The sequence below is a fragment of the Vreelandella sp. 162(4c) genome, from assembly GCF_058152265.1.
Genome location: NZ_CM176981.1, coordinates 4865673 through 4888580, shown reverse-complemented (window position 1 = coordinate 4888580; position 22908 = coordinate 4865673). Strand labels below are relative to the sequence as shown.

The following is a 22908-nucleotide window of genomic DNA, read 5'->3' as shown; positions in this document are numbered from 1 at the left end:
TACTTTTTCCATCCGTGGAAAAAGACCCTCGCTACAACCTGCCCTGACACTCAGCTACCGAGGAACAACCTAACTGTTTTCGCTGAGCTTTCTCAAAAAACCAACCACCTCACTCTCAGTGAGGCCTGACTTAACCGGCGTGCTATCAGCGCGGCCGTTAACAACAACATTAAATCGACCTGCTTGCCCGACCAAGCACACATCGGCTGGGGCGCGCCGGGCGCAGCCTTTAGCGCAGCCAGATATATGCACCGTTCCTTCCACCCAGCCGCTTAGCTTCTCGGCAAGCGGCTGGGTGGCGACACTCGCCTGTTCGCAGTAGGGCGCGCCGGGGCAGGCGTCCATCGCTAGCCGCGGGTCACTATTATGACGGATCAAGCCATCCACCGCGGGTAGTGTATCGCAATCCTTCAACAACAGGCGCCGCCAGGGGGTGACCTGCACAGCACTGATACTTGTTTGCGAGCCACTTGCCGGAAAGACCGCCTCGCGCAGCGTATCAGCCGCCACCCGGCCAAAGGGAAGCCCCACCACCATGCCCTCGCCATGTTCGCCCAGCGCCAGCTTCTCGCCGGGGGATGCGGGGGCGGTATCAGCGGGCGCCCAATCGGGCAGCGTTGCTGTATGCCGCCGCATGCGGCCTGACTCCCAGCCGCCGGTGTCCACGAACCAGTGGGTCAGGCGTATCAGCTGCTCGACGGCGGCATCAATATCGCTCACCACCGTGCCTAGCGCGTAACCATCGGCGCGTACCAGCAGGCCGCCTTCCGTTGAGCGCTCGATGCGAAAATCAGCGGCGCTATCGCCCAGTACCGGCGCTTCTCCCGCGTCAATGGCGATGCCGACCTTGCCGGGCATGGATGCCAATTCACTGCCCCGCGCCTGCAACAAGCGGGCAATGGTATGGGTGTCATCGCCCTTTTGCCAGGCGGGCGCCAGCATCAGCTGTGGCAGGCGTTCTGCTTCCGGGTCATCGCTCACCAACTGATGCTCGACCAGAAACGCCATCAGTAGCGGCCAGCTTTCGTCGGTCACCCCACGCAGCTGCAGGTTGGCCCGGCTGGTTAGCTCGATTAAACCGCTGCCGAAGGTCTCGGCGGCGTTGCACAGTGCCACTACCTGTTCCTGTGAAAGCTCACCCAGCGGCGGACGCACGCGTACAAGCCAACCATCGCCGGTGGCCATGGGTCGCCACGCGCCGGGGCACCAGCCTTTAATGCGCGGGCTGGGCGACATGACCATAGGTCTCTTTGGCTTCGTCCATTTCCAGCAGCAGATCCTGAAGCGCCTGGCCGTGCTTGCCGGGGGCTTGCCACATGCCCCGTTGGGCGGCTTCGAGTAATCGCTCGGCCATCTCTTCCAGGGCGGCCGGGTTGTGCTCGCGCAGGAACTGCTGATTGGCGGCGTCGAGCACCAGGGCGTCGCTCACCTGGGCGTACTGGTAGTCGGCAATCAGATCGGTGGTGGCGTCGTAGGCAAACAGGTAGTCCACCGTGGCGGCCATCTCAAAGGCGCCTTTGTAGCCGTGCTCGCGCATGGCGTTGATCCACTTGGGGTTCAGCACGCGCGAGCGAATCACCTTCGCCAGTTCTTCTTTCAGAGTGCGAATCTTGGGCATCGCGGGGTTGGCGTGGTCGGCGTGGTAAATCTCCGGTGCCTTTCCGCTTAGCGAACGAGTGGCGTTGGCCATGCCGCCCTGGAAGGCGTAATAGCTGTTGGAATCGAGGATATCGTGCTCGCGGTTATCCTGGTTTTGCATCACCGCATCTAGCCCCTGGAGCTGCTGCTCGAAGGCGCCGCGTGCGGCCGTACCCGACTCCTTAAACTGGCCGTAAGCGTAGGCGCCTGTCTCCATGTAGGCCTCGGCCAAATCGTCGGCGCTCTCCCAGGATCGGTTTTCAATCAGCCGGTTTAGGCCCGCACCATACTCGCCGGGCTTGCTGCCAAATATTCGGTAGCTCGCCTCTTGAGCGGCCATCTTGGGGCTTAGCCCCTGGTCTTCCAGTTCCTGCTGGCGGGAAAGCACCGCCTCGCGGATGGTGTTGCTGTTGCCCGGCTCTTCATAGCGCGCCACCGCCTGCACGGCGGCGTCAAACAGGCGAATTACGTTGGGGAAGGCGTCGCGGAAGAACCCGGAGACCCGCAGCGTGACATCGACCCGTGGGCGATTGAGCAGCATCGAGGGGATCACTTCAAAGTCGCTCACCCGCTGGGAACCCAGCGACCAGATGGGCCGCACGCCCATCAGCGCGAAGGCCTGGGCGATGTCATCGCCGCCGGTACGCATGGTGGCGGTGCCCCAGATGGATAGCCCCAGCCGCCGTGGGTAGTCGCCGTGATCCTGGAGGTAGCGTTCGACAAACGCCTGAGCGGATTTTTCGCCCAGCGTCCAGGCGGCGGGCGATGGAATCGAGCGGTTATCGACGCTAAAAAAGTTACGCCCGGTGGGTAGCGTATCCAGCCGCCCCCGGCTGGGGGCGCCGCTGGGCCCGGCGGGCACGAAAATGCCCTCAAGGCCGTCGAGCAGCGACTGAATCTCCATCTTCACGCCGCGCTGCATGGTGACCCATAGCTGGTCGCGGGCGTAGCGCAGTTGCGCTGCCGTATCGGGATAATCCTGGGCCAGGTCATCCAGGCAGCCGTTTGCCAAGACGTAGTCGGTCACCCAGCGCTCGGCCAGAAGCTCCAGGCGTTCGCGGGCATCTGCCCCGGTGCGCCAGGGGGTATCAAGCTGCTGAGTCAAAATAGCCGGTTCAGGCCCCTGCCAGGGCTCATTGCCCGCGGCTAACGGGTCAAAATCCAAGCCTAAATCGTAGGCCAGGTTGTGCAGCAGGCCGCGGCTGGCCACCGCTTCGCCCCGGGGTAGTCGCAACAGCGCCACCAAAGTGCCCGCCCGCTTCTCTTCCGGCGGCAGCGTGCCGAGTATGTGCAGTCCATGACGGATCTGCGATTCCTTGATGTCGCACAGGAAGGTATCCAGCTCGTTGAGAATCTCGGCGTCATCAGTACTGTTGTCAAAACCGTCTACCACATGCGCCAGTTCCTGGTCGATACCGGTATCACGCAGGTGAGCAAGAATCTGGCTGCGAATCAGCGCTTCCCGGCGGGGATCCATATCCAGCGCTTGATAATATTCGTCGGTGAGCGCTTCAAGCTCGGCCATGGCGCCGTAGAGCTCGGCCCGCGCCAGCGGCGGCATCAGGTGGTCGATAATCACCGCCTGACTGCGCCGCTTGGCCTGGGCACCCTCGCCGGGGTCGTTAACGATGAACGGATAAAAATGCGGCAGCGGCCCCAGGGCAATATCCGGCCAGCAGTCGGCGCTCAAGGCGATGCTTTTGCCCGGCAGCCACTCTAAATTACCGTGCTTGCCGACGTGAATGACCGCATCGACCTGGTAGTGCGCGCGCAGCCAAAAATAAAACGCCAGATAGCTGTGGGGCGGCGCCAGCTCCATATCGTGGTAGGACTGGGTGAGATCGTCGATAAAGTCCCGCTCCGGCTGGATACCCACAAAGGTCTCACCCAGACGAATACCCGCGATCATCAGCCGCCCCTGGCGGCATTTGGGGTCTTCATCTGGAGCGCCCCAACGCGTCCATACGGTTTCCTGAAGTTCGGTAGGCAGGGTTTGAAACCAGGCCAGGTAGTCGTCAACGCTGATGCTCTGCCAGCAGGCGCGCTGGTCGAGGCTGCCGTGATCGTTGGTCACTGCGCCCTGAAGCTGACGGATCAATTCATCGCCATTTTCCGGCAGTTCGCTGAGCGGGTAGCCCGCCTCTTTCAGGGCGCTGAGAATCTGCAGCGTCGACGCAGGCGTATCCAGCCCGACCCCATTACCGATCCGGCCATCGCGATTGGGGTAGTTGGCCATGATCAGCGCGACACGCTTCTGCCCGTTGGGGGTCAGCCGCAGCGAACAAATCCGCCGCGCAAGCTCGGCCACAAAGGCGGCTCGTTCCGGGTGGATCACGTGGTGGGTCACCGCCAACTGGCAGCGCGGGTTGTAGTGGGCTTCGGCTTTAAAGCCCACCGCCCGGGTGATGATGCGGCCATCCATCTCGGGGAGCACCACCTGCATGGCCACATCGCGACTATGCAGCCCGGCGGCCATGCCCTGCCAGTCTTCCGACGTGCTGCTGGCAAGAATCGCCTGGAGCACCACGGGTCGGCCTACAAAGAGGTTGTCAGGTAATTCCTCACCCAGGGCATTCAGCCCGTCCGCGTTGCGGTTGACCGCAAAGCTGGTGGTATTGATCACCAGCATCGCGCCGGTCTGCTCAATCAGGTGATTGATAAAGTCAATGCACGGCCCTTCTTTCAGGGACGCCACGGCCACCGCCAACGGCTCCAGCCCCTGGTCTTTAAGCGCCGCCAGCAAACCGTCGGGTACGGCGGTGTTCGCCCCCTGCAAATGGCTGCGATAAAACAGCAGCAGGCACACTGGCCGCCCTGGCACCTGGCGATCGCGCCACTCGCTGAGGCTGGACGCCTGCTGCTCCTGCGACGCATAAATCACCGCTGGCGGGATGACCTTGGGCTCCTGCCAGTCGCCCAGGTGTCTATCTATACACTCGCTGGCCATATACTCATTGGCGACAAAGCGCAGCAGCTGCTCGGCGTTATCGGTGCCACCCTCACGCAGGTAGCGCCACACCCGGTAAGCGTCATCGAAGGCGATGGTGGAGTCTTCCAGCAGAGCATCATCCGGGGCATCGCAGCCCGGCACCAGTATCAGCTGGCGCTCGGGTTTAGCCGCCGCCCAGGCGAGCAGGCGTTCGTGGCCATACTGCCAGTAGGCCTTGCCGCCCAGCAGCGAGACGATGACCAACTGAGCCTTTTCCAGCACCCGATCTTCGTAGAGATCGTAGGCCGCCGGTTTTACCAGGTTCATCCAGTTGGCCAACCGCACCGAGGGGTACGCCTCGCCCAGGCGGTCAACCGCCTGAGCCAGCGCCGACAGGTTGCTATCGGCGGCGGAAAGTATCACGACCTCGGCGGGGCTCTGTTGCAGGTCGATGATGCCTTCATCATCGACAAAGCCTCCGGGCTTGGCGGCAAATAAGTGCATTAGCTAGCCGTATGCGCCTGTTCAGGGTTCATTTCAGCCGCGGCAAGTTCGTCCTGCAGCAATTGGCTATCCAGCGATTTGCCGATGATCACCAGCTGAGTCTGACGCGTCTCGTCCTCGCTCCATAGCCGGTCGAAGTAGCCTTCCAGGCGCTCGCCCACCGCCTGGATAACCCGGCGCATGGGCTTGCCGGGAATCGCCGCGAAGCCTTTGGCGCGGTAGATCTCGTGGCTTTTCAGCAGCTGTTGCAGTTTGTCGGCCAAGATGTCGCCATCGACTTCGCCCAGGGTGATCACGCAGGAATCAAAGTTGTCGTGGGCGTGGTCGTGGTGAGCGCCTTCGGCGTGGTGCTTGTCGTGGTGATTGGTGATGCTATCAATATGCTCTTCGCTGGCTGCGCCGATACCCATCAGCGCTTCCAGCTGGGTGGTGTCGGTGGTCTGGGTCTGATCGATAAACAGCGTTTTCACCGAGGCACTCACCCGCGCCTGAATCACTGCTTCCACCTTTGTGCGCTCTTCCGGGCTGAGCAGGTCGGCCTTGCTGACCAGCACCAGATCCGCCGCGCTGAGCTGGTCATCGAGCAGCTCGCGCAGGCTGGGGTCGTGATCCAGGCTCTCGTCGGCGAGGCGCTGGGCGGCCACCTTCTCCACGTCGCTGGCATAGCGGCCGGCGGCCACGGCGGGGCCATCGATCACGGTAATAATCGCATCCACGGTGCAGTGCTGGCGGACGTCGGGCCAGTTGAACGCTTGCACCAGCGGCTTGGGCAGCGCCAGGCCGCTGGTTTCGATCAGGATGTGGTCGATATCGTCGCGGCGGGCGACCAGCTTTTTCATGACCGGCAGAAATTCTTCTTCCACGGTGCAGCAGATACAGCCGTTGGCCAGTTCATAGATGCTGCCGTCTTCACCGTCTAGCTGCCCGCCTTCGCTACCCTCTTCACACCCCAGCGCACAGCTACGCAGCAGGCTGGAGTCGATATCCTGTTCGCCGAACTCATTGACGATCACGGCGATCCGCTTGCCGGTCACCTGACGCAGAATATTGGCCAGCAGCGTGGTTTTGCCGCTGCCGAGAAAACCGGTCACGACCGTGGCAGGAATCTTATTCAATTGCATGGGTAAATGCCTCGCTGTGTTGCGGTTCGCAGTACGCCGGGCTGGCAGAAAAGAGCCTTGCCACAGCGTCAGGATTATTGGGGAAAAACAGATGCAAATAGGTCGCCGTCAGGCGCTTTTGACGGTAAATCGCCTCCCCCGGCGCGGGGTGCCGCTGGCGGCGGCCGTGGCCAATCGGCTCGAGGGTGCCTTCCGCCATGGAGCGGTGGTGCGCATGGCCGCGAACCGGGCCTTCCGGCAGCTCGGCGGTTTGCATCCCCTGGCAGCCGCGGCGCCCGCGCATGGCCCCCTGCCCGGGCAGCAGGCCTAGCATGGTATGAGTAATATCGTCGTAGTCGGTCAGGGTTTCCAGGCAGTACAGCAGCCCGCCACACTCGGCCAGAATGGGCTTGTCGGCGCTATAAAAAGCCTCAATGGCCGAACGCATGGCGCCGTTATCCGCAAGCGTTTGAGCATGAAGCTCCGGATAGCCACCGGGCAGCCAGAGGGCGTCGCATTCGGGCAGGCGGCTATCCGTCAGCGGCGAGAAGAAACGCAGCGTCGCGCCCATCTGCTCCAACAGGTCGAGGTTGGCCTGATAGACGAAGCTAAAGGCGGCGTCCCGGGCCACGCCAATGGTGTGGCCTTTGAGCAACGGCTTAACGGCCGCGAGTTGTTCCTGGGGGGCGGTAAAGGTCACGGGTGAAAGCGCCGAGAGCGCGTCCAGCAGCCCGGCCGCTTCCAGCGCTTTGGCGCCCGCCTCGAAGCGGGCTTCCAGATCCTCGCGAATCTCCGCCGCCTGCACGAGGCCCAGGTGGCGCTCGGGGAGTGACAGCGCGGGGTCGCGGGGCATGGCGGCCAGCAGAGGAATCGTCGGCGGCAGCGCGCCTTCGATCAGCTCGCGGTGGCGCTGCGAGCCGCAGGCGTTGGCGATCAGCCCGGCGATATGGATGTCATCGCGAAAGCCGACCAACCCCGATACCAGCGCGGCGGCGGTTTGCGCCATGCCTTTTACATCCATGACGATCGCCATGGGAATATCGAACAGGGCCGCCAGATCAGCGCTTGAGGGCTCACCGTCGAACAGCCCCATGGCGCCTTCGACTAAAATTAAATCCGCTTCACAGGCGGCGTCATAAAACCGCTGGCGGCAGTAGGCTTCGCCTGCCATCCATAGATCCAACTGGTCCACCGGCTGGCCGGAGGCCTGGGCGAGTATCTGCGGATCCAGGTAGTCCGGGCCGGTCTTGAACACCCGCACTACCTTGCCCTGGTTGCGCAGCAGACGCGCCAGGCCCGCCGTGACGGTGGTTTTGCCCTGGCCTGAGGCCGGGGCAGCGATAAACAGCGCGGGGCAGCGAGCGGTTGGCGTCGTCATCAGTATTCGATCCCCGCCTGGGCTTTAACGCCGCCGCGAAAGGCGTGGCGCTCGTCCTGAACGACGCTGATAGTATCCGCGATTTCCTGAAGCGGCGTGGCCATGGTGCGCCCAGTAATGATGACGTTCTGGTGCGCCGGGCGGCGCTTAAGCGCTTCCACCACCGGTTCGGGGTCGAGATAGCCGTACTTGAACATATAGCTCATCTCGTCCAGCACGAGCATGTGATAGGCGGGGTTCTCCAGCAGCCCTTTGGCGACGGCCCAGGCGGCCTCGGCGGCTTCGATATCCCGCTCGCGATTCTGGGTTTCCCAGGTAAAGCCGTGGCCCATGATGTGCCAGTCAAGCTTGGGATGATCGCGAAAGAACAGATACTCGCCGGTTTCGCGGCGGCCTTTGATGAACTGGATCACCGCGCACTGCTGGCCGTGCCCCAGTGAGCGCGCCATGGTGCCGAAGGCGGAGCTGCTTTTGCCCTTGCCGTTGCCTTTCAGCAGAATCAGCACGCCGCGCTCTTCCGTCGCCTTGCTGATGCGCTCGTCGACCACGTCTTTTTTGCGCTGCATGCGATCTAAATGGCTTGCGTCGCTCATGAGAAGTTCCCAGGTTGATGTGCAGAAACAGTATGCGCCATAAAGGGTCTGCCAAACGAGGCCGGCCAGTAACGCGCGCCCAACTGCTGGGCGATGCGTGCACCCTGCCCGCGTTTGACTTTGGATTGTTCGGTGTCGATCAGCAGGCAGTCCGCTAGCGGGGCGAGATCGTCAACGGTTTCCCGGGTGCGGCCATCGGTGATCAGATAGGTGCGCACCTTCAGGCCGGGCTCGCGGCGCTGCCACTGGCGGATCAGCCGCTTGGCTTCAATAATCGCCTCCCGCAGCGGGGTGCCGCCACCGCCTTTGGCACTATCCAGAGTGCCCCGCGCGTTTTTGGGCGCTCGGCGGCGAGAGAGTATCGGCACCACGCCGCCGTTGCCAAACCCCAGCACCGCGACCTGCTCCCGCGCGGCGTAGGCTTGGCTGACTAGCGACTCGACCAGCCCCTTTGCCTGGCCCAGCAGGCGCTGACCCAGGGTGGAACCCGACGTATCCAGAAGTACCAGGTGTGCCGTCGCCTGCCCGGCGCGGGACTTGCGCATCTTTAGCTGCTGCCAGGGCCACTGGCCGCGATTGGCGATCAGCGTCGCGAACCCGTCGAGCCGCGAGGTCGCTACTTGGGAGCGGCCACGACCTTGCGTTTGGCCGCTGCCCGACGTTGCCGGTGATTCGGCGCTGCTGACAGCCCGGCTTGAAGCCTTGCTCGAAGGAGTGTCCGGCCAGGGCGACACGGGGGCGCTTATCACCTGCTGAGCCTGGGGCGGCATGGCGCCCCACTGGCCTGACGCGCCGCGCTGAGGGTCTGACGGGCCAGCGCTGTTGCGATGATCCTCGCTGCCTCCCGACGACCGATCAGGCAGTGTGGAAGGTGGTGGGCTTGAGGAGCCCCCGCTTTGCTCGGGAGGTTGGGCGTCTGAACCAGCGTCTGATGAACGCGTCCGCCGGTGAGCCAGCACCCAGGGTTCAACCGTATCGATATCTGCTTGGCTAACGCTCGCCGCGCCGCGCCAGGCCGCATGGGCCTGGGCCGCCCGGTGCCAGGTTACGTCTGCCCGTAGGCCTTCAACGCCTGCGGATTCGCAGCGCTGGGCAATATTCGCGTAGACCCAGCTTTCAGTCGACACCGTTGCCAGCGCCTGCTGGGCGTCTTCCAGCTGCTGCATCAGCGCGGCCTGCTCGGCCGCAAACTGCGCTTTATAGGCCTCGGGGTCGCGATCAAAGGCGTCGCGCTGCTGGACGATGGCAATGCGCTCGTCGATGCTCATGGCACCCGCCTGCTCAAGGCAGAGGCCGAATCGATCAAGTAACTGTGGGCGCAGCTCGCCTTCGTCCGGGTTCATGGTGCCGATCAGGCTGAAGCGCGCCGGGTGGGAGTGGCTGATGCCATCGCGCTCGACCACATTGACCCCGCTGGCGGCCACGTCCAGCAGCAGATCCACCAGCATATCCGGCAGCAGATTGACCTCATCCACGTAAAGCACCCCGCCGTGGGCCTTGGCGAGCAAGCCGTCATGAAACGTGGCTTCGCGCTCGGCCAGCACCTTGTTCAGATCCAGGCTGCCCACCAGGCGGTCTTCGCTGGCGCCGAGGGGTAAAGTCACAAAGGGTGGTTTTTTGCCGCTTTGGTCTTCAGGCAAAACCTCTGCCAGCGCCCGCGCCAGGGTGGACTTCGCACTCCCCCGGGGGCCGCTGATCAACACACCGCCAATGCGGGGGTTAATAGCATTCAGCAACAAGGCGGTTTTCAGCGGTTCCTGACCGACCACCGCCGCAAACGGAAACTCACTCACCGGCACCTCCCGTGCTAGGCAAGCCTGCCAACCCGCCAACCTTTGCTGAACACTGTGATGACCGACGGACTTGAGTTTGATTCATAATAACCAAGTGAGTAGTGATAAAACTATTCATAAAGAGGAGATGACATAAAGGAATGCAGTATAGAGGAAGGCACGGCGACGAAGCCAATCTGTTCCTCGACCACAGGGAGTCCTGGTTAAAAAATCCTCATAATAATTACCTTCACACTTTCATATTGCGCCGAGCCCCATTAAGCTAATGCTAATTAACCACTAGTAATGATGATATGCATTCGCAAAGGAAAAGAAGGGAGATGGGGAGTGGGTAAGAAAATTGTAATAGTCGGAGATATAGGGACTGAACATGAGAAATTCCCACCTACACCGGTCACCGCTGGCTCGCCGGATGTATTTGTGGACAGCAAACCCGTAGGACGGGTGGGTGACCCTCTGGAACCCCACGCCAAGCCTAACCACCCTCCTCACCCGCGCACTATCTCAAGTGGTTCAACCACTGTACTTATCAACGGCAGGCCCGCCGCCCTCACCGGCGGTTCAGTCGATTGTGGTGGCGTCACTATAGGCAGTGGCAGCGTGATCATCGGCGATGATCAGATAGCGACGCCCTCTCGCTCTCTGCAAGGGGCTGGGGGTGGGTCTGCGACGGCATTGCACGCTAATTCCAGCAGTGCTAGCGCTCACCAATCAGCCAACCATAATACTCGTCTCAACCAATCGGCGCTTTCCCGCACTGCCCGGCAGCCGGGTACAAGCGCACTGCACAATGGCCAGAGAGGACTGACCAACGCAGGTGACTCATCGCAAGCCCAAGCGACAAATGATGAGGAAAACTCGCCCAGAACCCTTCGGCTTGGGGTGTTTTTCGATGGCACGGGCAACCATATGCAGAACGACCTACGGCTAACGGATCGGGATATTACCAATGTGGCTCGATTGTACGACCTTTACCGTGACTCAGGTGCTGGAGGATCCGAGCAAAGGATATATGTTGAAGGCCCCGGCACAGTGGATGGTGAAGACACCGATGACGGATTTGTTGCGCCGGAAGATAGCTGGGGGCTAGCATTAGGTTTAGGGGCCACAGGAGGGCATGCAAGAATCGAGATGGCTCTGGCAGATGTACGGACTATTGTAGAAGATACCTCAGCGTCTGAGGTGATTATTGATGTATTTGGATTTAGCCGCGGTGCGGCACTGGCCAGGCACTTCGTTAATCTGGTCAATTCCTGGCCTGCGACTATTGCCATGCCGCAGCTTACCTGGTGGCCGCAACCGAGAATCAAGTTCAGGGAAGTGACAGCTTTTCCTCAAGGCGTTAACGCTAGCGTCGGTTTTGTCGGCCTATTTGATACGGTGGGCAGTTTTTACCTTCCTGGTAACGAGCAGAACCTTGATTTCAACCTGCATTTGGGTGCCCATAGCGCCGAGCAGGTTGTTCATCTAACGGCCTTTCATGAAATCCGCACAAACTTTCCACTGTCAAGAATTAGAGGGGCTAACGGCCTACCCGGTAACTTTATAGAAGAGGCATTGCCGGGGGTTCATTCCGATGTGGGCGGGGGCTATGAGAACCCTGAAGTGGACTTTCAGAACTATGAACGGTTTGAGGTAAGAAGGTATAGGGGGCACGGCCATAACTCCCGAACCATCCGGTCTGCTCAGCAGAAGATTGCGGAACTTAACGCCACAGACTCACGAAACATTCAACCCCGAATTGAAGGAAGCGATGTGATCGCAGAGGAGCGACGCCCTACCCGCAAGGAGCTGTCTTACTTCGCTTTACATAAAATGTACGACCAAGCGATAAGTGCAGGCGTACCTTTGGACTTAATGAACGATTATCCCATACCTGCCCAGTTGCAAGATGCCCTTAATCAGTGGCAAACCTCGGGTGGCGACCTAGCGAATGCACGTGATTATCTTTATGACTATATTCATACCTCTTACCGCATCGGTGACATTGCCCATAGGCCAGAGCCGAATCGGGTACGGCGTTTTTTCCTTAGCAATTCCCAACGTGCAGCACAGCCAAGGAGTCAGGTGAGTCATGGCGACTAAAACGTCGATGCTTCGAGCCTTGCTAGTGGCTCTGTGCCTAACCCTGACCACCGCGTGTTCTGGAGAACCACATGAATATAATTTTGGCATTTCAGTGGCAGGCGGCCCCATAGGTTGGCCAGTCAGAGTTGAAGAACTCACATTTGACAATAACTGGAGTGCTCCGGGAGGCATCCTTAGAGGAGGGTTCGACCACAGCCCACCAGGGGGAGCAATGGTAATATTATCGCCAAAGCCAGCTCCCAACTCGGTACAAGCCCGCTGGTATTCTTACAGAACCAAGACTTTTCACCAAATTGATCTTTCTCTACCGGACGATTTTAGTAACCGTGTTAATGAATGGTACCAAAAATACCCTGAACCCAAATATCGCCATTACTTCATTGTTGGATTTTCCGGAAAAGGTGAAGCCCTTGTTTGGTGGCGGGCAAGATGCATGGATTGTGGCTATGATCGCAGTGAGGATTTTAGCACCCCAATTGTTGAAAAAGCGCAAGCGAACATAGTGGAAGGCGATCCAAGTCGATACCGGAGCCAAACCGAACAATTTATTAACGAGGGGCTCTTTCCTAGACCTAATGAGTAATGACAGCTAAAACTTCAATGCTTCGAGCCTTGCTAGTGGCTCTGTGCCTAACCCTGGCCACCGCGTGCTCCAGCGAACCCCGTGAATATAATTTTGTTATTTCAGTGGCAGGTGGCCCAACTGGGTGGCCAGCCAGAGTAGAAATGCTCACATTTGACAATAGCTGGGGTGCTCCGGCAGGCATTCTTAGAGGCGGCTTTGACCACAATCCACCGGGGGGCGCACTGGTGGTATTGTCGTTGCCAAAGGCAGTTCCCGATTCGGTGCAGGCTCGCTGGTTTTCACATAGAATCCAAGCCTTTTACCAGATCGATCTTTCGCTTCCAGAAGACTTTAGTGACCGTGTTGATGACTGGTACCAGAAGTACCCCGAACCCAAATACGGACACTACTTAATTGTGGGCTTTTCCGGAAAAGGTGAAGCCCTTGTTTGGTGGCGGGCCAGATGCATGGATTGTGGCTATGATCGCAGTGAGGATTTTAGCACCCCCATCGTTGAAAATGCGCAAGCGACCGTGGTGGAAGGCGATCCAAGTCGATACCGGAGCCAAACCGAACAATTTATTAACGAGGGGCTCTTTCCCAGCCCTGGTGAGTAATGGCGGCTAAACAATCCTCGCGAAGGTGCCTCATCCAGTTCATGCATATTTCTTAACCGAGGAAGGCATGGCGGCGAGGCCAATCTGTTGCAAGCGGTTAACTGTGCGAGAACTTATATCAGCTGACGCTAAGGATACAGTTGGATTTTTACGCTCCTACACAATACAATGTTATAACATTTCATTTTAAACAAGAACTCATAAGATCCTTAGGCTTTCTGTTGTTCGCTATCCACCTGCAACCTAGAATGACCAGTGTCGGTGTTCCCCCCGGAACTTAATAGAGAATCCGCCGCGGCTTGCCGCGAACCGGAACTGCCCCCGCAACTGTAGGCGGCGAGCGATGCTCTTTGATGCCACTGGACACAGAGTCTGGGAAGGCGAGCTAGCCATGACCCGTCAGTCAGGAGAACTGCCGATATATTACTTACATCGAGCGAAGTGGCTCGGTCAGTATTTTCTGCCCGAATGCGGAGCTCATCATGCACGGGAGTGTACATGATGTTGAGATTGACCACGGCCATCGCCGCGAGCACTGTTGGCCTTGCACAGGCGGCTTACGCCTCCACCGACTACCCCCTTACGCTAACCAATTGCGGCGTTGACTTCAGTGTGACGTCCCCCCCGGAGCGAACAGTGACGGTTGGCCAGTCAGCTACGGAGATTCTCTATTCGCTGGGGCTCGCTGATCGAGTGAATGGCACTTCGGTTTGGTTTAATCCGGTTCTTCCCCAGTTTGCTGATGCCAATGAAGCGATCGAGCGGATCGCCAACGACGACCCGAGCTTCGAGGCCGTGGTCAATAAACGGCCTGATCTGGTGGCGGTGCAGTATGAGTGGCACGTGGGCCCCACCGGCAGTGTCGCCACCCGTGAGCAGTTTCATGAGCTGGGTATTAATACCTATATTATGCCCGCCGATTGCGACACCAAGGATAACTCTACCGGCGGCGATGGCACCCGCACCGCCGCCTTCTCGACCGATTCCATCTATAAAGGGATCACCGAGTTAGCCGAGATCTACGATGTTCAAGACGCTGGCGAGGCGCTGATAGCCGACCTTACCGCCCGCGAACAGCGCGCTATCGACTTGGCGAGCAGCCTTGATTTACCGGAAGACTTGTCGGCGGCATTCTGGTTTTCATCGACAGATCTGGGGGTTAGCCCTTTCGTGGCGGGGCAGCTGGGGGCACCAGGGTATATGATGGAAAAACTCGGCATTCGTAATGTCATCGAGTCTGACGAAGAGTGGCCCACGGTGGGCTGGGAGAGCATCGCCAGGGCTGATCCCGATGTGCTTGTTATCGCCAACATGGATCGTCGTCGCTTTCCTGCCGACGACATTGAAGCCAAGCGTGAGTTTCTGCGCAGTGATCCGGTCACCCGTGAAATGACGGCGGTTAAAAACAACCGCATCGTAGAGATGGACGCCCACGCCATGAGCGCCACTATGCGCACTATTTACGGCCTTGAATCACTTGCCGAGGCACTATCCAATATGTCGTTTAACGAATGAGCATAGCGCTAACGAGGGCTTCCTCCGCACACTTCGGGTTGCGCTGGCTATGGATAACGCCGCTCGTGCTTGTGACGGCACTGATCGCGGGCACCGCCATCGGCGAGACGCCGATTCCCGTGGATACCATTGTCAAAGTGCTCGCCAACCAGCTGATAGGAACGGATTACCCGGTTGACCGAATCGACGCGGGCATTATTTGGAACTATCGTCTCAGCCGCGCCGTGGTTGCCGCCTGTTGCGGCACCAGCTTGGCCCTGGCCGGGGTCGTGCTACAGGCGCTGCTGCGTAACCCCTTGGCTGACCCCTACTTGATGGGTATTTCCGCTGGGGCTTCTACCGGGGCGGTGGCGGTGGCCGTCGCCGGGCTGGGCGCAGGAGCACTTTCGCTCTCCCTCGGCGCCTTTATCGGCGCCCTACTCTCCTTTGGTATCGTGGTGATGCTCGCCCATGCAGCCAACAGCGGTGTGGGTGGCGGGCGCGGCGTTCAGGCCGCCGGGGCAATTATTTTGGCGGGTATTGCAGGCTCGCAGCTGTTCAATGCGCTGACCGCTTTTATCATTACCAAGTCAGCGAGCGCCGAGCAGGCCCGGGGCATCATGTTTTGGCTGATGGGCAATCTATCCGGGGTACGCTGGGCCGATGTATCCTTGGCGGTGCCTGCTGCGCTATTCGGGCTGCTGGTTTGCCTGTGGCACCGGCGTTCCCTGGATGCATTTACCTTCGGCGCAGACAGCGCCGCCTCCATGGGCATCGCGGTGCGCCCGGTGCGTGGCATGCTGATTATCGCCATGGCGCTGGTCACGGCGGTGATGGTGTCTATCGTAGGGGCGATTGGGTTTGTGGGTCTGGTGATCCCTCACGCGATGCGTTTTATCGTGGGGAGCCGCCATACCCGACTGGTGCCAGCAACCGCTCTGGCAGGCGCCGTGTTCTTGATCGGTTCGGATATTCTTTCCCGGGTGCTGATCTCCGGCCAAGTACTTCCCATCGGGGTGATTACCTCACTGATCGGCGCGCCCGCGTTTGCGCTGATCCTGGTTCGCGGCAAGAGGTCCTGATGCGCTTATCGGCTGAACAGCTTGCGTGGTCAGTGCACGGCACGCCATTGCTTGCTGACGTCAATCTTACCGTCGAGCCCGGCCAGACCTTTGGGCTGGTGGGGCCGAACGGCTCGGGGAAAACCTCCCTGTTGCGTCTGTTGGCGGGATTGAACAAACCCAAGGCAGGACGGGTGTTGATGGATAGCCAGCCCCTGCACACGCTCAAGCAACGGGCGATCGCACAATCCGTTGCCTTGGTGGAACAGCAGGCGGACACTACCGACCGCATTACCGTGCACCAAGTGGTATCACTGGGTCGTACACCTTTCCTTTCCGCGTTGCGTCCCTGGTCAACGGAAGATGATGCCATCGTGGCGCAGGCGCTGGCAGATGTGGATATGGCGCACATGGCCGATCGCCTTTGGCATACCCTCTCTGGCGGTGAGCGCCAGCGAGTTCATATTGCCCGAGCGCTGGCACAACAGCCTAAAATTCTGCTATTGGATGAACCCACCAATCATCTGGATATTCGCCACCAGCTTTCGATTCTTGAATTGGTCAGGCAACTACCGATCACGGTGGTTATCTCACTGCATGATCTTAATCAAGCCATGGAATGTGACCGCATCGGCGTCATGGATGGCGGCCGCCTGATCGATAGCGGCCTCCCCCAAGACATACTCACGCCTAACAGGCTACAACAGACCTTTGGGGTCTATGCCCATGTGATCGATGATCCTGTCGATGGCAAGCAAGTCATGCGTTTTCACAGTGCGATTTAGCTAGATCCTAGTCTGCTAGGAAAAATGCTCAGTTACCGACAGCGCAAACTTTCGTGCCCCCCGGCGCTACAGTCCTCATTCACCGAAAAAAATGCCAAACCACACTGTGATCCGTGCCCATACTCCACAGAAGTACAACGACGACAAGCAGCGCCTCCAGCACCAAAACACCGATACCCAGCGTCGTGGTCGACAGAATAAACCCCTGCTTATGACTGATTCCCAGAAAGCTGGGCGTTCCCTTGTAGAGCAGATAGGTGCTATAGAGCAGGCCGATCACCATCCCTAGCACACACAACCAGAAAACCGGATAGAGCGCAAAAACGCCGCTGAGGAACATCGGGGTCGCAATATAACCTGCGAAGATAATACAGTCGCGGCGGCTAGGTCGATTCTCAATACGGCGGGCCATCCAATGGATCACACTCCCCACCACCCCCACAGCCATTAGCATCAGCGCATAAAAAGCCACGCCTAAGGCAATACCGTTGGCAAGGGAGACTTTATAGGTTGCCGAACCACCATAAGTCCAGCCTACCTGGGTGGTGCCTATCAGGGCACAGACAACAGGAACGGCAGCGAGTAACAGGACATGGTGAGCATAGAGATGACTGACAGACTCATGCTCCTCACTGATCTTATACCACTCCCGTTCAGGATGATGGAGAAGCCCCCAAACATGATTGACCATAACGACCTCCCGTTTTTGTGGACACGCTTTTGTTAGGATCAGGCGATGATCGATCGGATCAACAAGGTTCCGAATCATTTTTAGTGTAGAACACAAAATCATTTTCGGAGGTGAGGATTTTTCTTTGCTAAGGTGGAGGAGTTCATTCTATTCATTGGTGGAGTTCATATGCGTCTTCTGTTCACCGGCGGCAGTGGCAAGGCTGGCCGTCATGCGACCGCTTATCTTCGCGATCAAGGCCATCGAGTCACTAATCTGGACTGGGTGGCGTCTGATGTGCCCGGTATTACTACCCTGAAAACCGATCTGACCGATGCTGGGCAAGTGTTTAATGCTTGCCAAGCCTACGCTGGGTTCGATGAGCTGGAACCCGGCACCGGCGTGCCGCGTTACGATGCGATAGTCCACTTCGCGGCCATACCAGCCATTCTGCATAGGCCGGACAACGAGACCTACCGCATCAATACGCTAAGTACCTACAACATTCTTGATGCTGCCACCAAGTTAGGTATTCCCAAGGTCATCTTCGCCTCTAGCGAGACCACCTACGGTGTCTGCTTCGCTGATGGCGAGCAAAAACCCGACTACTTGCCCGTCGATGAAGAGCACCTCACCGTGCCTCAAGATAGCTACGCCATGAGCAAGGTAGTTAACGAAGTAACGGCACGCTCCTTCCAGGCGCGCTCAGGGATCGACATCTACGGCCTGCGCATCAACAACGTTATTGAGCCCCACGAATACCGCCAAAATTTCCCAGCCTACATGGACGACCCCGCCCTGCGCCGCCGCAATATCTTCGCCTATATCGACGCCCGCGACCTGGGCCAGATGGTCGATTGCTGCCTGAAAACGGATGGCCTCGGCTACCAGGTATTTAACGTCGCCAATGACGATCTATCGGTTAGCCTGACCAACGCCCAGGTGATAGAGCGCTTCTACTCCGGCGTACCTATCAAGCGCGAAATGGATGAATTCGAAACCTTCTACTGCATCGAAAAGGCCCGTCGTCTGGTCGGCTTTGAACCACGCCACTCCTGGCGGGAAGAGCTGGAGCAGTAAGTATCACCCCTTTATCGGCACAAACACCGGTGCACCATCCACCTCTACTACTGCTAGCTTTTGGCGGTAGAGATCTTCCAGCGCGCTGGGCACCAGCATGTTATCCCGCGAGCCCCAGCACGCCTCGCCATTGGGATAAAGCAACAGCACATGGTCGCACCAGCGGGCAGCAAGGTTTAGGTCGTGTAAACACATGATGACCGCCTGCCCCTGAATGGCCTGTTCTGCCATTAGCGCCATCACGGCACTCTGGTGATGAAGATCCAGATGGTTGGTGGGTTCATCCGCTAGCCACACATTGGGCGCTTGCGTCAGCACCGTGGCAATCGCCACCCGCTGGCGCTCGCCACCGGAAAGAGTGCTTACCAGACGATCACGCAGGTGCGCAACATCCAGGCGCTCAAGGGCGGCTTCCGCGCGGGCGTAGTCTTCAGCCCCCTCCATCTGCCAAGGCGATAGATAAGGGTGACGGCCAATCAGCGCGGTTTCCAACACGGTTGCTGGAAACCCATCCTGGCGATCTTGAAACACTAACCCCAAGCACTGAGCAACATGGCGGCGGCGCAGTTGGCCAAGCGCTGAATCGTTGAGCTGAACACTGCCTGAACGTGGCGCTTGCAGGCCAGCTAAGGTGTGTAATAGCGTCGTTTTTCCCGCACCGTTAGGCCCTAACACACCCCACACCTGCCCTGGTTCGATGGTTATATTAAGCTGCGTACCGCCTTCGCGGCCAGGCACATCGATGATGAGATTACGGGTAGCCAGTACGCTCATCAGCGGCTCCGGTAGAGCAGAAACAGGAAGGTAGGCACACCTAATAGCGCGGTGATTACTCCTACGGGCAACTGTTCCGGGGCGATCATGGTGCGCGCCAGGGTATCGGCCAGCACCAACAGCGTGCCACCCGCCAGTGCGCAGGCGGGCAGTATCAGCCGTTGATCATTGCCTAGCAGTAAACGCAGCATATGAGGTACCACTAGACCGACAAAACCAATGCTGCCTGCGGTAGTAACGGCAGCAGCAGTCAGCAGACTGGCGGCAATATAGATACACCACTCAAGCGGTCTGACCGCAACGCCCAGCGCGGCGGCTTGCTGCGGGCCACGGGCCAGCACATTCAGGCTCCGCCCGAGCGGAATCAGCACCACGCAGGTAGCCAGTAACAGCAGTAGCGGCGGCCAAGGCGTACGCGCATAGGAGAGATCACCCATGAGCCAGTAAAGCATACCCGGCAGACGTTCGGCGGGGCTCAACGCCAGCATTAGTGTAATTACTGCCCCCCACCCCGCCGCGACCACCACACCGGTGAGCAGCAACCGCGAAGGCGTCCAGCCGCCGCTGCCGTGGGCCAAACCAAAGACTAAAAACGTTGAGAGCAGTGCGCCGCCAAATGCCGAGCCTGAAATCGCCAGCCCGCCTAGTCCACCCAGCATGGCTGCTAGTGCGCCAATCGAGGCGCCACCGGAAAGACCAAGCACGTAAGGGTCTGCCAGGGGGTTACGCAGCAACACCTGCATCAACGCACCGGCTACCGCCAGTAAACCGCCTACGGCAAAAGCCGAGAGCGCCCTGGGCAAGCGCAGCTCGATCACCATGGTGCGCGCTAGTGCATCGCCTTCGCCCTGGATACTGTTACCCACCACCGCCTGCCAGATTTGAGCCGGTGAAATCTGCGCGCTACCGACACCAATGGCGATGACCAGCGAAGCCAAGGCCGCTAGTAATAGCAGGCTAAGCGGCAGTCCCAGGCGTGCGAGCATTAACTGCGCTCACGTTTTTGGCGGGCGATGTCGAGCTTCTCACAGAGGATCTGGGTGCCCTCCATCAGTCGCGGCGTGGGCCGCTGAATCAGTGAGGGCGGCACAAAAAAGAGGTTATCTTCCGCAACCGCCGTCAAGTTGGGATACTGTTCCCAGTGCGTCAGCCAGTGGCGATTCTCTTCCCCCATGCCACCGGCAACAATCGCTTCAGGATTCGCTGCCAACACGGCTTCATCATCGATACGCGGCACAAGGCGTGCCTGATCGCCAAACACATTCTCACCGCCACAAATCTCAACCACTTGGCCGATCAGGTGCTGGTCGTTAACGCTCATTAGCGGCTCATCCCACACTTGGTAAAACGTGGGTACCGGCTCCCGGTCTCGATAGCGCTCTTCAAGGGCGTTCATGGTATTGCGGAAATTGTCGGCCACTGCTTGCCCCACTGTTTCTGTGCCTGCCAACCTTGCCAAGCGCTCAATGGCGCTGGCCACACCTTCTACATCGCGGGGCTCGATATAGAACACTGGCATGCCCAGGGCTTCAAGGGTTTCAAGCTGTTCGGCGGGGTTACCCGTCACCCAACCAATCACTATATCGGGTGCAAGTCCCACCAGTTTTTCTAAATCAATTCGGGTATGGCTGCCCACCGACGCCACTTGTTTGGCTTCCGGGGGATAGTCACTATACGAGACGACAGCGACCACTTGATCCCCTGCGCCAGCCGCGTAGGTCAGCTCGGTTGCGCCAGGGGAGAGCGTGGCAATGCGCTGAGCAGCATTATACAGACAGACCTCACGGTCACGATCATCCACTGCGCAGCGCGAGTGCTCGTGTGCCGGGGCAGCGGACGCCATCAGCAGTAGTGCGAGGCCCAGGGCCCCGCGCGCAAAACCACTTTTTCTATTGGCCAAAGTGAACACTCAAGAACCCTGCTCGGCCAGCGTTGATGTAATCACGGGTGGTTGAATACTCTTTATCAAAGGCATTTTCTAGCGTAACACGAGCGCTCCAGAGTGGCGCAAACTGCCAGCCAGCGCGCAGGTTAACCAGCCCATAGCCTCCTAAACGCTGGGTATTGGTGGTGTTATCGTAACGGTAACTCTGCGCTACAAGTGAGCCGCCCAACGACCAATCGCCAAGCTCCCGATCTGCATCCAAACGCACACTTTGAGTGGCCCGGCGGGCTAATCGATTGCCGGTTGCCCGGTCTTCCGGATCCAGGTAGGTGAAGGCAGCTTGGAGTGTCCAGTCATTGACCTCTACGCCGCTTGACAGCTCAGCCCCGCGTATACGCGCGCTGTTAACGTTTTGCGGCGCCCATAAGCCACTCGACGTTGGCGCCCAGGCAATCATGTCGTCGTAGTCGTTTTGAAAGGCGGCCAAGTCCCAGAACCACTGGCTGTATTGGCCGCGAACGCCCACCTCGACGGTTTCAGAGGTTTCCGGATTGAGATCAGGGTTACCCGAATCCGGCCAATAAAGGTCATTGAAGCTCGGTGCTTTAAACGCAGTACCTACACTGGCACGCAGCGTGTGGTAGTTATCCAGATCGTAGCCCAGCGCCAAGCTGCCGGTGACTTCATCACCATAGGCTTCGTTATCGTCATAACGCAGGCTTGCTTGAATGGCGAACGGCGAAAAGTCGAGTAACCCTTGGGTAAACACTGCTTTGTTATCACGGCTGGTAACGTCAAAATCGTTGGTGCTTGAAACGCGGTCTTCGCTGATTTCAGCGCCAGCGATCAACTCATGGGCACCAAACTGAATGTTGTTCTGCCAACGGGCGGTTTGCGTGCGGGTATCAATGACTGAGTCGCCGAAATTATCCAACGTGTCCAGCTCATCGCGGGCTTCGCTAAGGGTCAGTCGGCTCTGCCACGTATCAGTTACCGGCAACTCAGCGTAGACGCCTGCTACCTGCTGGACGAAGTCATTCTCCCCACCGTCATACTCGTTGTTACCACGAGCGCGCAGTGCCAACACGCCGACTTCAGCGCCACTCTCAAAGGTATGCGCAGCACGGGCTAGCGCTGAGGTATTGTCGTAGCCTTTGTCCTCACCACCCCGACGAATGGGCTGGCCATCGGTATTGAAATGGCTAGCGGCAAAGCTGTAACGCGTGCCCCCCTCGCGCCCTGAAACGCCTGCGCTTAACCGCTGGGTATTGAATGAACCACCGCCGACTGAAATTCTCGGTTGCGGCCCCTCTTCGTCACCATCAAGGGTAAAAAGCTGTATCACGCCGCCGACGGCATCCGCTCCGTAAAGACTACCGCGGGGGCCGCGCACGATTTCCGCACGATCAAACATACGCGGATCCAAGTACTGAAATGCAGCACCGCCCGCCGTGGCGGATCGTAGCCGGATACCGTCAATCATGAGCACGGAGGCATCGCTGGGCGCACCGCGTAGATAAACGCTGCTACTTTTGCCAAAGCTGCCGTTACTCGTGACATCAACGCCCGGCTGGCCGCGCAGAAGATCCGTCAGGCTGGTGGGGTCTTGGCGGCGGAAAGTGGCTTCATCCAGCACGCTAACGGAAGAGAGGCTTTCATTAGCAGTGCGGGGCGCTAACGCAGCGGTAACGACGACAGGATCAAGCGTGGCCAAATCGGTCGTTGTTTCGGCGTATTGGGCTTCGGCTTGGATGTGAAAGGCTAGCGGTAAAGCAGCCATACTAAACGCCGCCCGTTTGGCGGTGGTGTGGAAACGGTGGTTCATGTGAGACCCCTTGCTCGTGTGCTCACCCGCACAGCGCATTTTTTTGACCGAACGGAGGATCAAACAAGGGAGTCTCGGTCGCGCGGCATGATCGCATCGCACCACCGTTAATCGCCCTGAGAGCGCCCA

18 protein-coding genes and 1 riboswitch are annotated in these 22908 nt (G+C 59.0%); of the genes, 7 read left to right on the top strand and 11 right to left on the bottom strand.

Translation table 11 applies throughout. From position 1 onward, the window contains the following. Positions 1-69: 69 nt before the first annotated feature. The 6 genes from AC4EYZ_RS22435 to AC4EYZ_RS22410 are packed head-to-tail and all read right to left on the bottom strand — an operon-like array spanning position 70 to position 9935. On the bottom strand, positions 70-1236 hold the full coding sequence (locus AC4EYZ_RS22435) for a cobalamin biosynthesis protein CobG (protein WP_190373058.1): 1167 nt from the start codon (positions 1234-1236) through the stop codon (positions 70-72). After that, positions 1214-5071, bottom strand: coding sequence for a cobaltochelatase subunit CobN (gene cobN, locus AC4EYZ_RS22430; RefSeq protein ID WP_490204029.1), 3858 nt, complete (start codon positions 5069-5071; stop codon positions 1214-1216). The genes AC4EYZ_RS22435 and cobN overlap by 23 nt, the downstream gene beginning before the upstream one ends. Further along, a complete protein-coding gene (cobW, locus tag AC4EYZ_RS22425; protein ID WP_474193159.1) occupies positions 5071-6192 on the bottom strand; it encodes a cobalamin biosynthesis protein CobW in 1122 nt (373 codons plus the stop codon). The genes cobN and cobW overlap by 1 nt, the downstream gene beginning before the upstream one ends. After that, on the bottom strand, positions 6179-7549 hold the full coding sequence (locus tag AC4EYZ_RS22420) for a cobyrinic acid a,c-diamide synthase CobB (protein WP_490204028.1): 1371 nt from the start codon (positions 7547-7549) through the stop codon (positions 6179-6181). Before AC4EYZ_RS22420 ends, cobW begins: the two co-directional genes overlap by 14 nt. Beyond that, entirely contained in the window at positions 7549-8142 is a 594-nt protein-coding gene (cobO, locus tag AC4EYZ_RS22415) for a cob(I)yrinic acid a,c-diamide adenosyltransferase (RefSeq protein ID WP_190373054.1), read from the bottom strand. Before cobO ends, AC4EYZ_RS22420 begins: the two co-directional genes overlap by 1 nt. Beyond that, positions 8139-9935 (bottom strand): AAA family ATPase, encoded by a 1797-nt coding sequence (locus AC4EYZ_RS22410; RefSeq protein WP_490204027.1) that lies wholly within the window; start codon positions 9933-9935, stop codon positions 8139-8141. Before AC4EYZ_RS22410 ends, cobO begins: the two co-directional genes overlap by 4 nt. A gap of 327 nt (positions 9936-10262) precedes the next feature. On the opposite strand from AC4EYZ_RS22410, the gene AC4EYZ_RS22405 reads away from it, so the two are divergent. The 6 genes from AC4EYZ_RS22405 to AC4EYZ_RS22380 all read left to right on the top strand — a co-directional run bounded on the left by AC4EYZ_RS22405 (position 10263) and on the right by AC4EYZ_RS22380 (position 16545). Next, positions 10263-12020, top strand: coding sequence for a type VI secretion system PAAR protein (locus tag AC4EYZ_RS22405; RefSeq protein ID WP_474192273.1), 1758 nt, complete (start codon positions 10263-10265; stop codon positions 12018-12020). Continuing rightward, a complete protein-coding gene (locus AC4EYZ_RS22400) occupies positions 12010-12606 on the top strand; it encodes a DUF2931 family protein (RefSeq protein ID WP_474192272.1) in 597 nt (198 codons plus the stop codon). Before AC4EYZ_RS22405 ends, AC4EYZ_RS22400 begins: the two co-directional genes overlap by 11 nt. A 143-nt stretch (positions 12607-12749) precedes the next feature. After that, entirely contained in the window at positions 12750-13205 is a 456-nt protein-coding gene (locus AC4EYZ_RS22395) for a DUF2931 family protein (RefSeq protein ID WP_474192271.1), read from the top strand. A gap of 242 nt (positions 13206-13447) precedes the next feature. Continuing rightward, a riboswitch (cobalamin riboswitch) is annotated at positions 13448-13639 on the top strand. A gap of 64 nt (positions 13640-13703) precedes the next feature. Then, on the top strand, positions 13704-14720 hold the full coding sequence (locus AC4EYZ_RS22390; protein ID WP_474192270.1) for an ABC transporter substrate-binding protein: 1017 nt from the start codon (positions 13704-13706) through the stop codon (positions 14718-14720). Next, entirely contained in the window at positions 14717-15781 is a 1065-nt protein-coding gene (locus AC4EYZ_RS22385; protein ID WP_474192269.1) for a FecCD family ABC transporter permease, read from the top strand. Before AC4EYZ_RS22390 ends, AC4EYZ_RS22385 begins: the two co-directional genes overlap by 4 nt. Then, positions 15781-16545 carry an ABC transporter ATP-binding protein gene (locus tag AC4EYZ_RS22380; protein ID WP_022523064.1) on the top strand — a complete coding sequence of 255 codons (765 nt, stop codon included), beginning with the start codon at positions 15781-15783 and terminating at the stop codon, positions 16543-16545. Before AC4EYZ_RS22385 ends, AC4EYZ_RS22380 begins: the two co-directional genes overlap by 1 nt. A 79-nt stretch (positions 16546-16624) precedes the next feature. Here AC4EYZ_RS22380 and AC4EYZ_RS22375 read toward each other — a convergent pair whose 3' ends face one another. Continuing rightward, the gene (locus AC4EYZ_RS22375) at positions 16625-17236 is read right to left on the bottom strand and encodes a Yip1 family protein (RefSeq protein ID WP_022523063.1); all 612 of its coding nucleotides are present in this window, start codon (positions 17234-17236) and stop codon (positions 16625-16627) included. 168 nt (positions 17237-17404) lie between these two features. Here AC4EYZ_RS22375 and AC4EYZ_RS22370 point away from each other — a divergent pair, with 168 nt between their 5' ends. Then, the gene (locus AC4EYZ_RS22370; RefSeq protein WP_474192268.1) at positions 17405-18295 is read left to right on the top strand and encodes an NAD-dependent epimerase/dehydratase family protein; all 891 of its coding nucleotides are present in this window, start codon (positions 17405-17407) and stop codon (positions 18293-18295) included. A 3-nt stretch (positions 18296-18298) separates the two neighbouring features. Here the strand turns inward: AC4EYZ_RS22370 and AC4EYZ_RS22365 are convergent, their stop codons facing one another. Genes AC4EYZ_RS22365 through AC4EYZ_RS22350 form a run of 4 tightly spaced genes read right to left on the bottom strand, consistent with a single transcriptional unit; the run spans position 18299 to position 22779 of the window. Beyond that, complete coding sequence (locus tag AC4EYZ_RS22365) at positions 18299-19069, bottom strand: ABC transporter ATP-binding protein (protein WP_039859170.1); 771 nt, start codon at positions 19067-19069, stop codon at positions 18299-18301. Then, positions 19069-20055 (bottom strand): FecCD family ABC transporter permease, encoded by a 987-nt coding sequence (locus AC4EYZ_RS22360; protein WP_400671212.1) that lies wholly within the window; start codon positions 20053-20055, stop codon positions 19069-19071. Before AC4EYZ_RS22360 ends, AC4EYZ_RS22365 begins: the two co-directional genes overlap by 1 nt. Beyond that, a complete protein-coding gene (locus AC4EYZ_RS22355; RefSeq protein ID WP_427769846.1) occupies positions 20055-20912 on the bottom strand; it encodes a cobalamin-binding protein in 858 nt (285 codons plus the stop codon). The genes AC4EYZ_RS22360 and AC4EYZ_RS22355 overlap by 1 nt, the downstream gene beginning before the upstream one ends. 46 nt (positions 20913-20958) lie before the next feature. Further along, positions 20959-22779 carry a TonB-dependent receptor domain-containing protein gene (locus tag AC4EYZ_RS22350; protein ID WP_490204026.1) on the bottom strand — a complete coding sequence of 607 codons (1821 nt, stop codon included), beginning with the start codon at positions 22777-22779 and terminating at the stop codon, positions 20959-20961. Positions 22780-22908: the final 129 nt, after the last annotated feature.

What these genes read in the sequence shown, in the direction of transcription:
- AC4EYZ_RS22435 (WP_190373058.1), bottom strand. Translation starts at nt 1,236, where the DNA reads ATGTCGCCCAGCCCGCGCATTAAAGGCTGGTGCCCCGGCGCGTGGCGA.
- cobN (WP_490204029.1), bottom strand. Translation starts at nt 5,071, where the DNA reads ATGCACTTATTTGCCGCCAAGCCCGGAGGCTTTGTCGATGATGAAGGC.
- cobW (WP_474193159.1), bottom strand. Translation starts at nt 6,192, where the DNA reads ATGCAATTGAATAAGATTCCTGCCACGGTCGTGACCGGTTTTCTCGGC.
- AC4EYZ_RS22420 (WP_490204028.1), bottom strand. Translation starts at nt 7,549, where the DNA reads ATGACGACGCCAACCGCTCGCTGCCCCGCGCTGTTTATCGCTGCCCCG.
- cobO (WP_190373054.1), bottom strand. Translation starts at nt 8,142, where the DNA reads ATGAGCGACGCAAGCCATTTAGATCGCATGCAGCGCAAAAAAGACGTG.
- AC4EYZ_RS22400 (WP_474192272.1), top strand. Translation starts at nt 12,010, where the DNA reads ATGGCGACTAAAACGTCGATGCTTCGAGCCTTGCTAGTGGCTCTGTGC.
- AC4EYZ_RS22395 (WP_474192271.1), top strand. Translation starts at nt 12,750, where the DNA reads ATGCTCACATTTGACAATAGCTGGGGTGCTCCGGCAGGCATTCTTAGA.
- AC4EYZ_RS22390 (WP_474192270.1), top strand. Translation starts at nt 13,704, where the DNA reads ATGATGTTGAGATTGACCACGGCCATCGCCGCGAGCACTGTTGGCCTT.
- AC4EYZ_RS22385 (WP_474192269.1), top strand. Translation starts at nt 14,717, where the DNA reads ATGAGCATAGCGCTAACGAGGGCTTCCTCCGCACACTTCGGGTTGCGC.
- AC4EYZ_RS22380 (WP_022523064.1), top strand. Translation starts at nt 15,781, where the DNA reads ATGCGCTTATCGGCTGAACAGCTTGCGTGGTCAGTGCACGGCACGCCA.
- AC4EYZ_RS22375 (WP_022523063.1), bottom strand. Translation starts at nt 17,236, where the DNA reads ATGGTCAATCATGTTTGGGGGCTTCTCCATCATCCTGAACGGGAGTGG.
- AC4EYZ_RS22370 (WP_474192268.1), top strand. Translation starts at nt 17,405, where the DNA reads ATGCGTCTTCTGTTCACCGGCGGCAGTGGCAAGGCTGGCCGTCATGCG.
- AC4EYZ_RS22365 (WP_039859170.1), bottom strand. Translation starts at nt 19,069, where the DNA reads ATGAGCGTACTGGCTACCCGTAATCTCATCATCGATGTGCCTGGCCGC.
- AC4EYZ_RS22360 (WP_400671212.1), bottom strand. Translation starts at nt 20,055, where the DNA reads ATGCTCGCACGCCTGGGACTGCCGCTTAGCCTGCTATTACTAGCGGCC.
- AC4EYZ_RS22355 (WP_427769846.1), bottom strand. Translation starts at nt 20,912, where the DNA reads ATGGCGTCCGCTGCCCCGGCACACGAGCACTCGCGCTGCGCAGTGGAT.
- AC4EYZ_RS22350 (WP_490204026.1), bottom strand. Translation starts at nt 22,779, where the DNA reads ATGAACCACCGTTTCCACACCACCGCCAAACGGGCGGCGTTTAGTATG.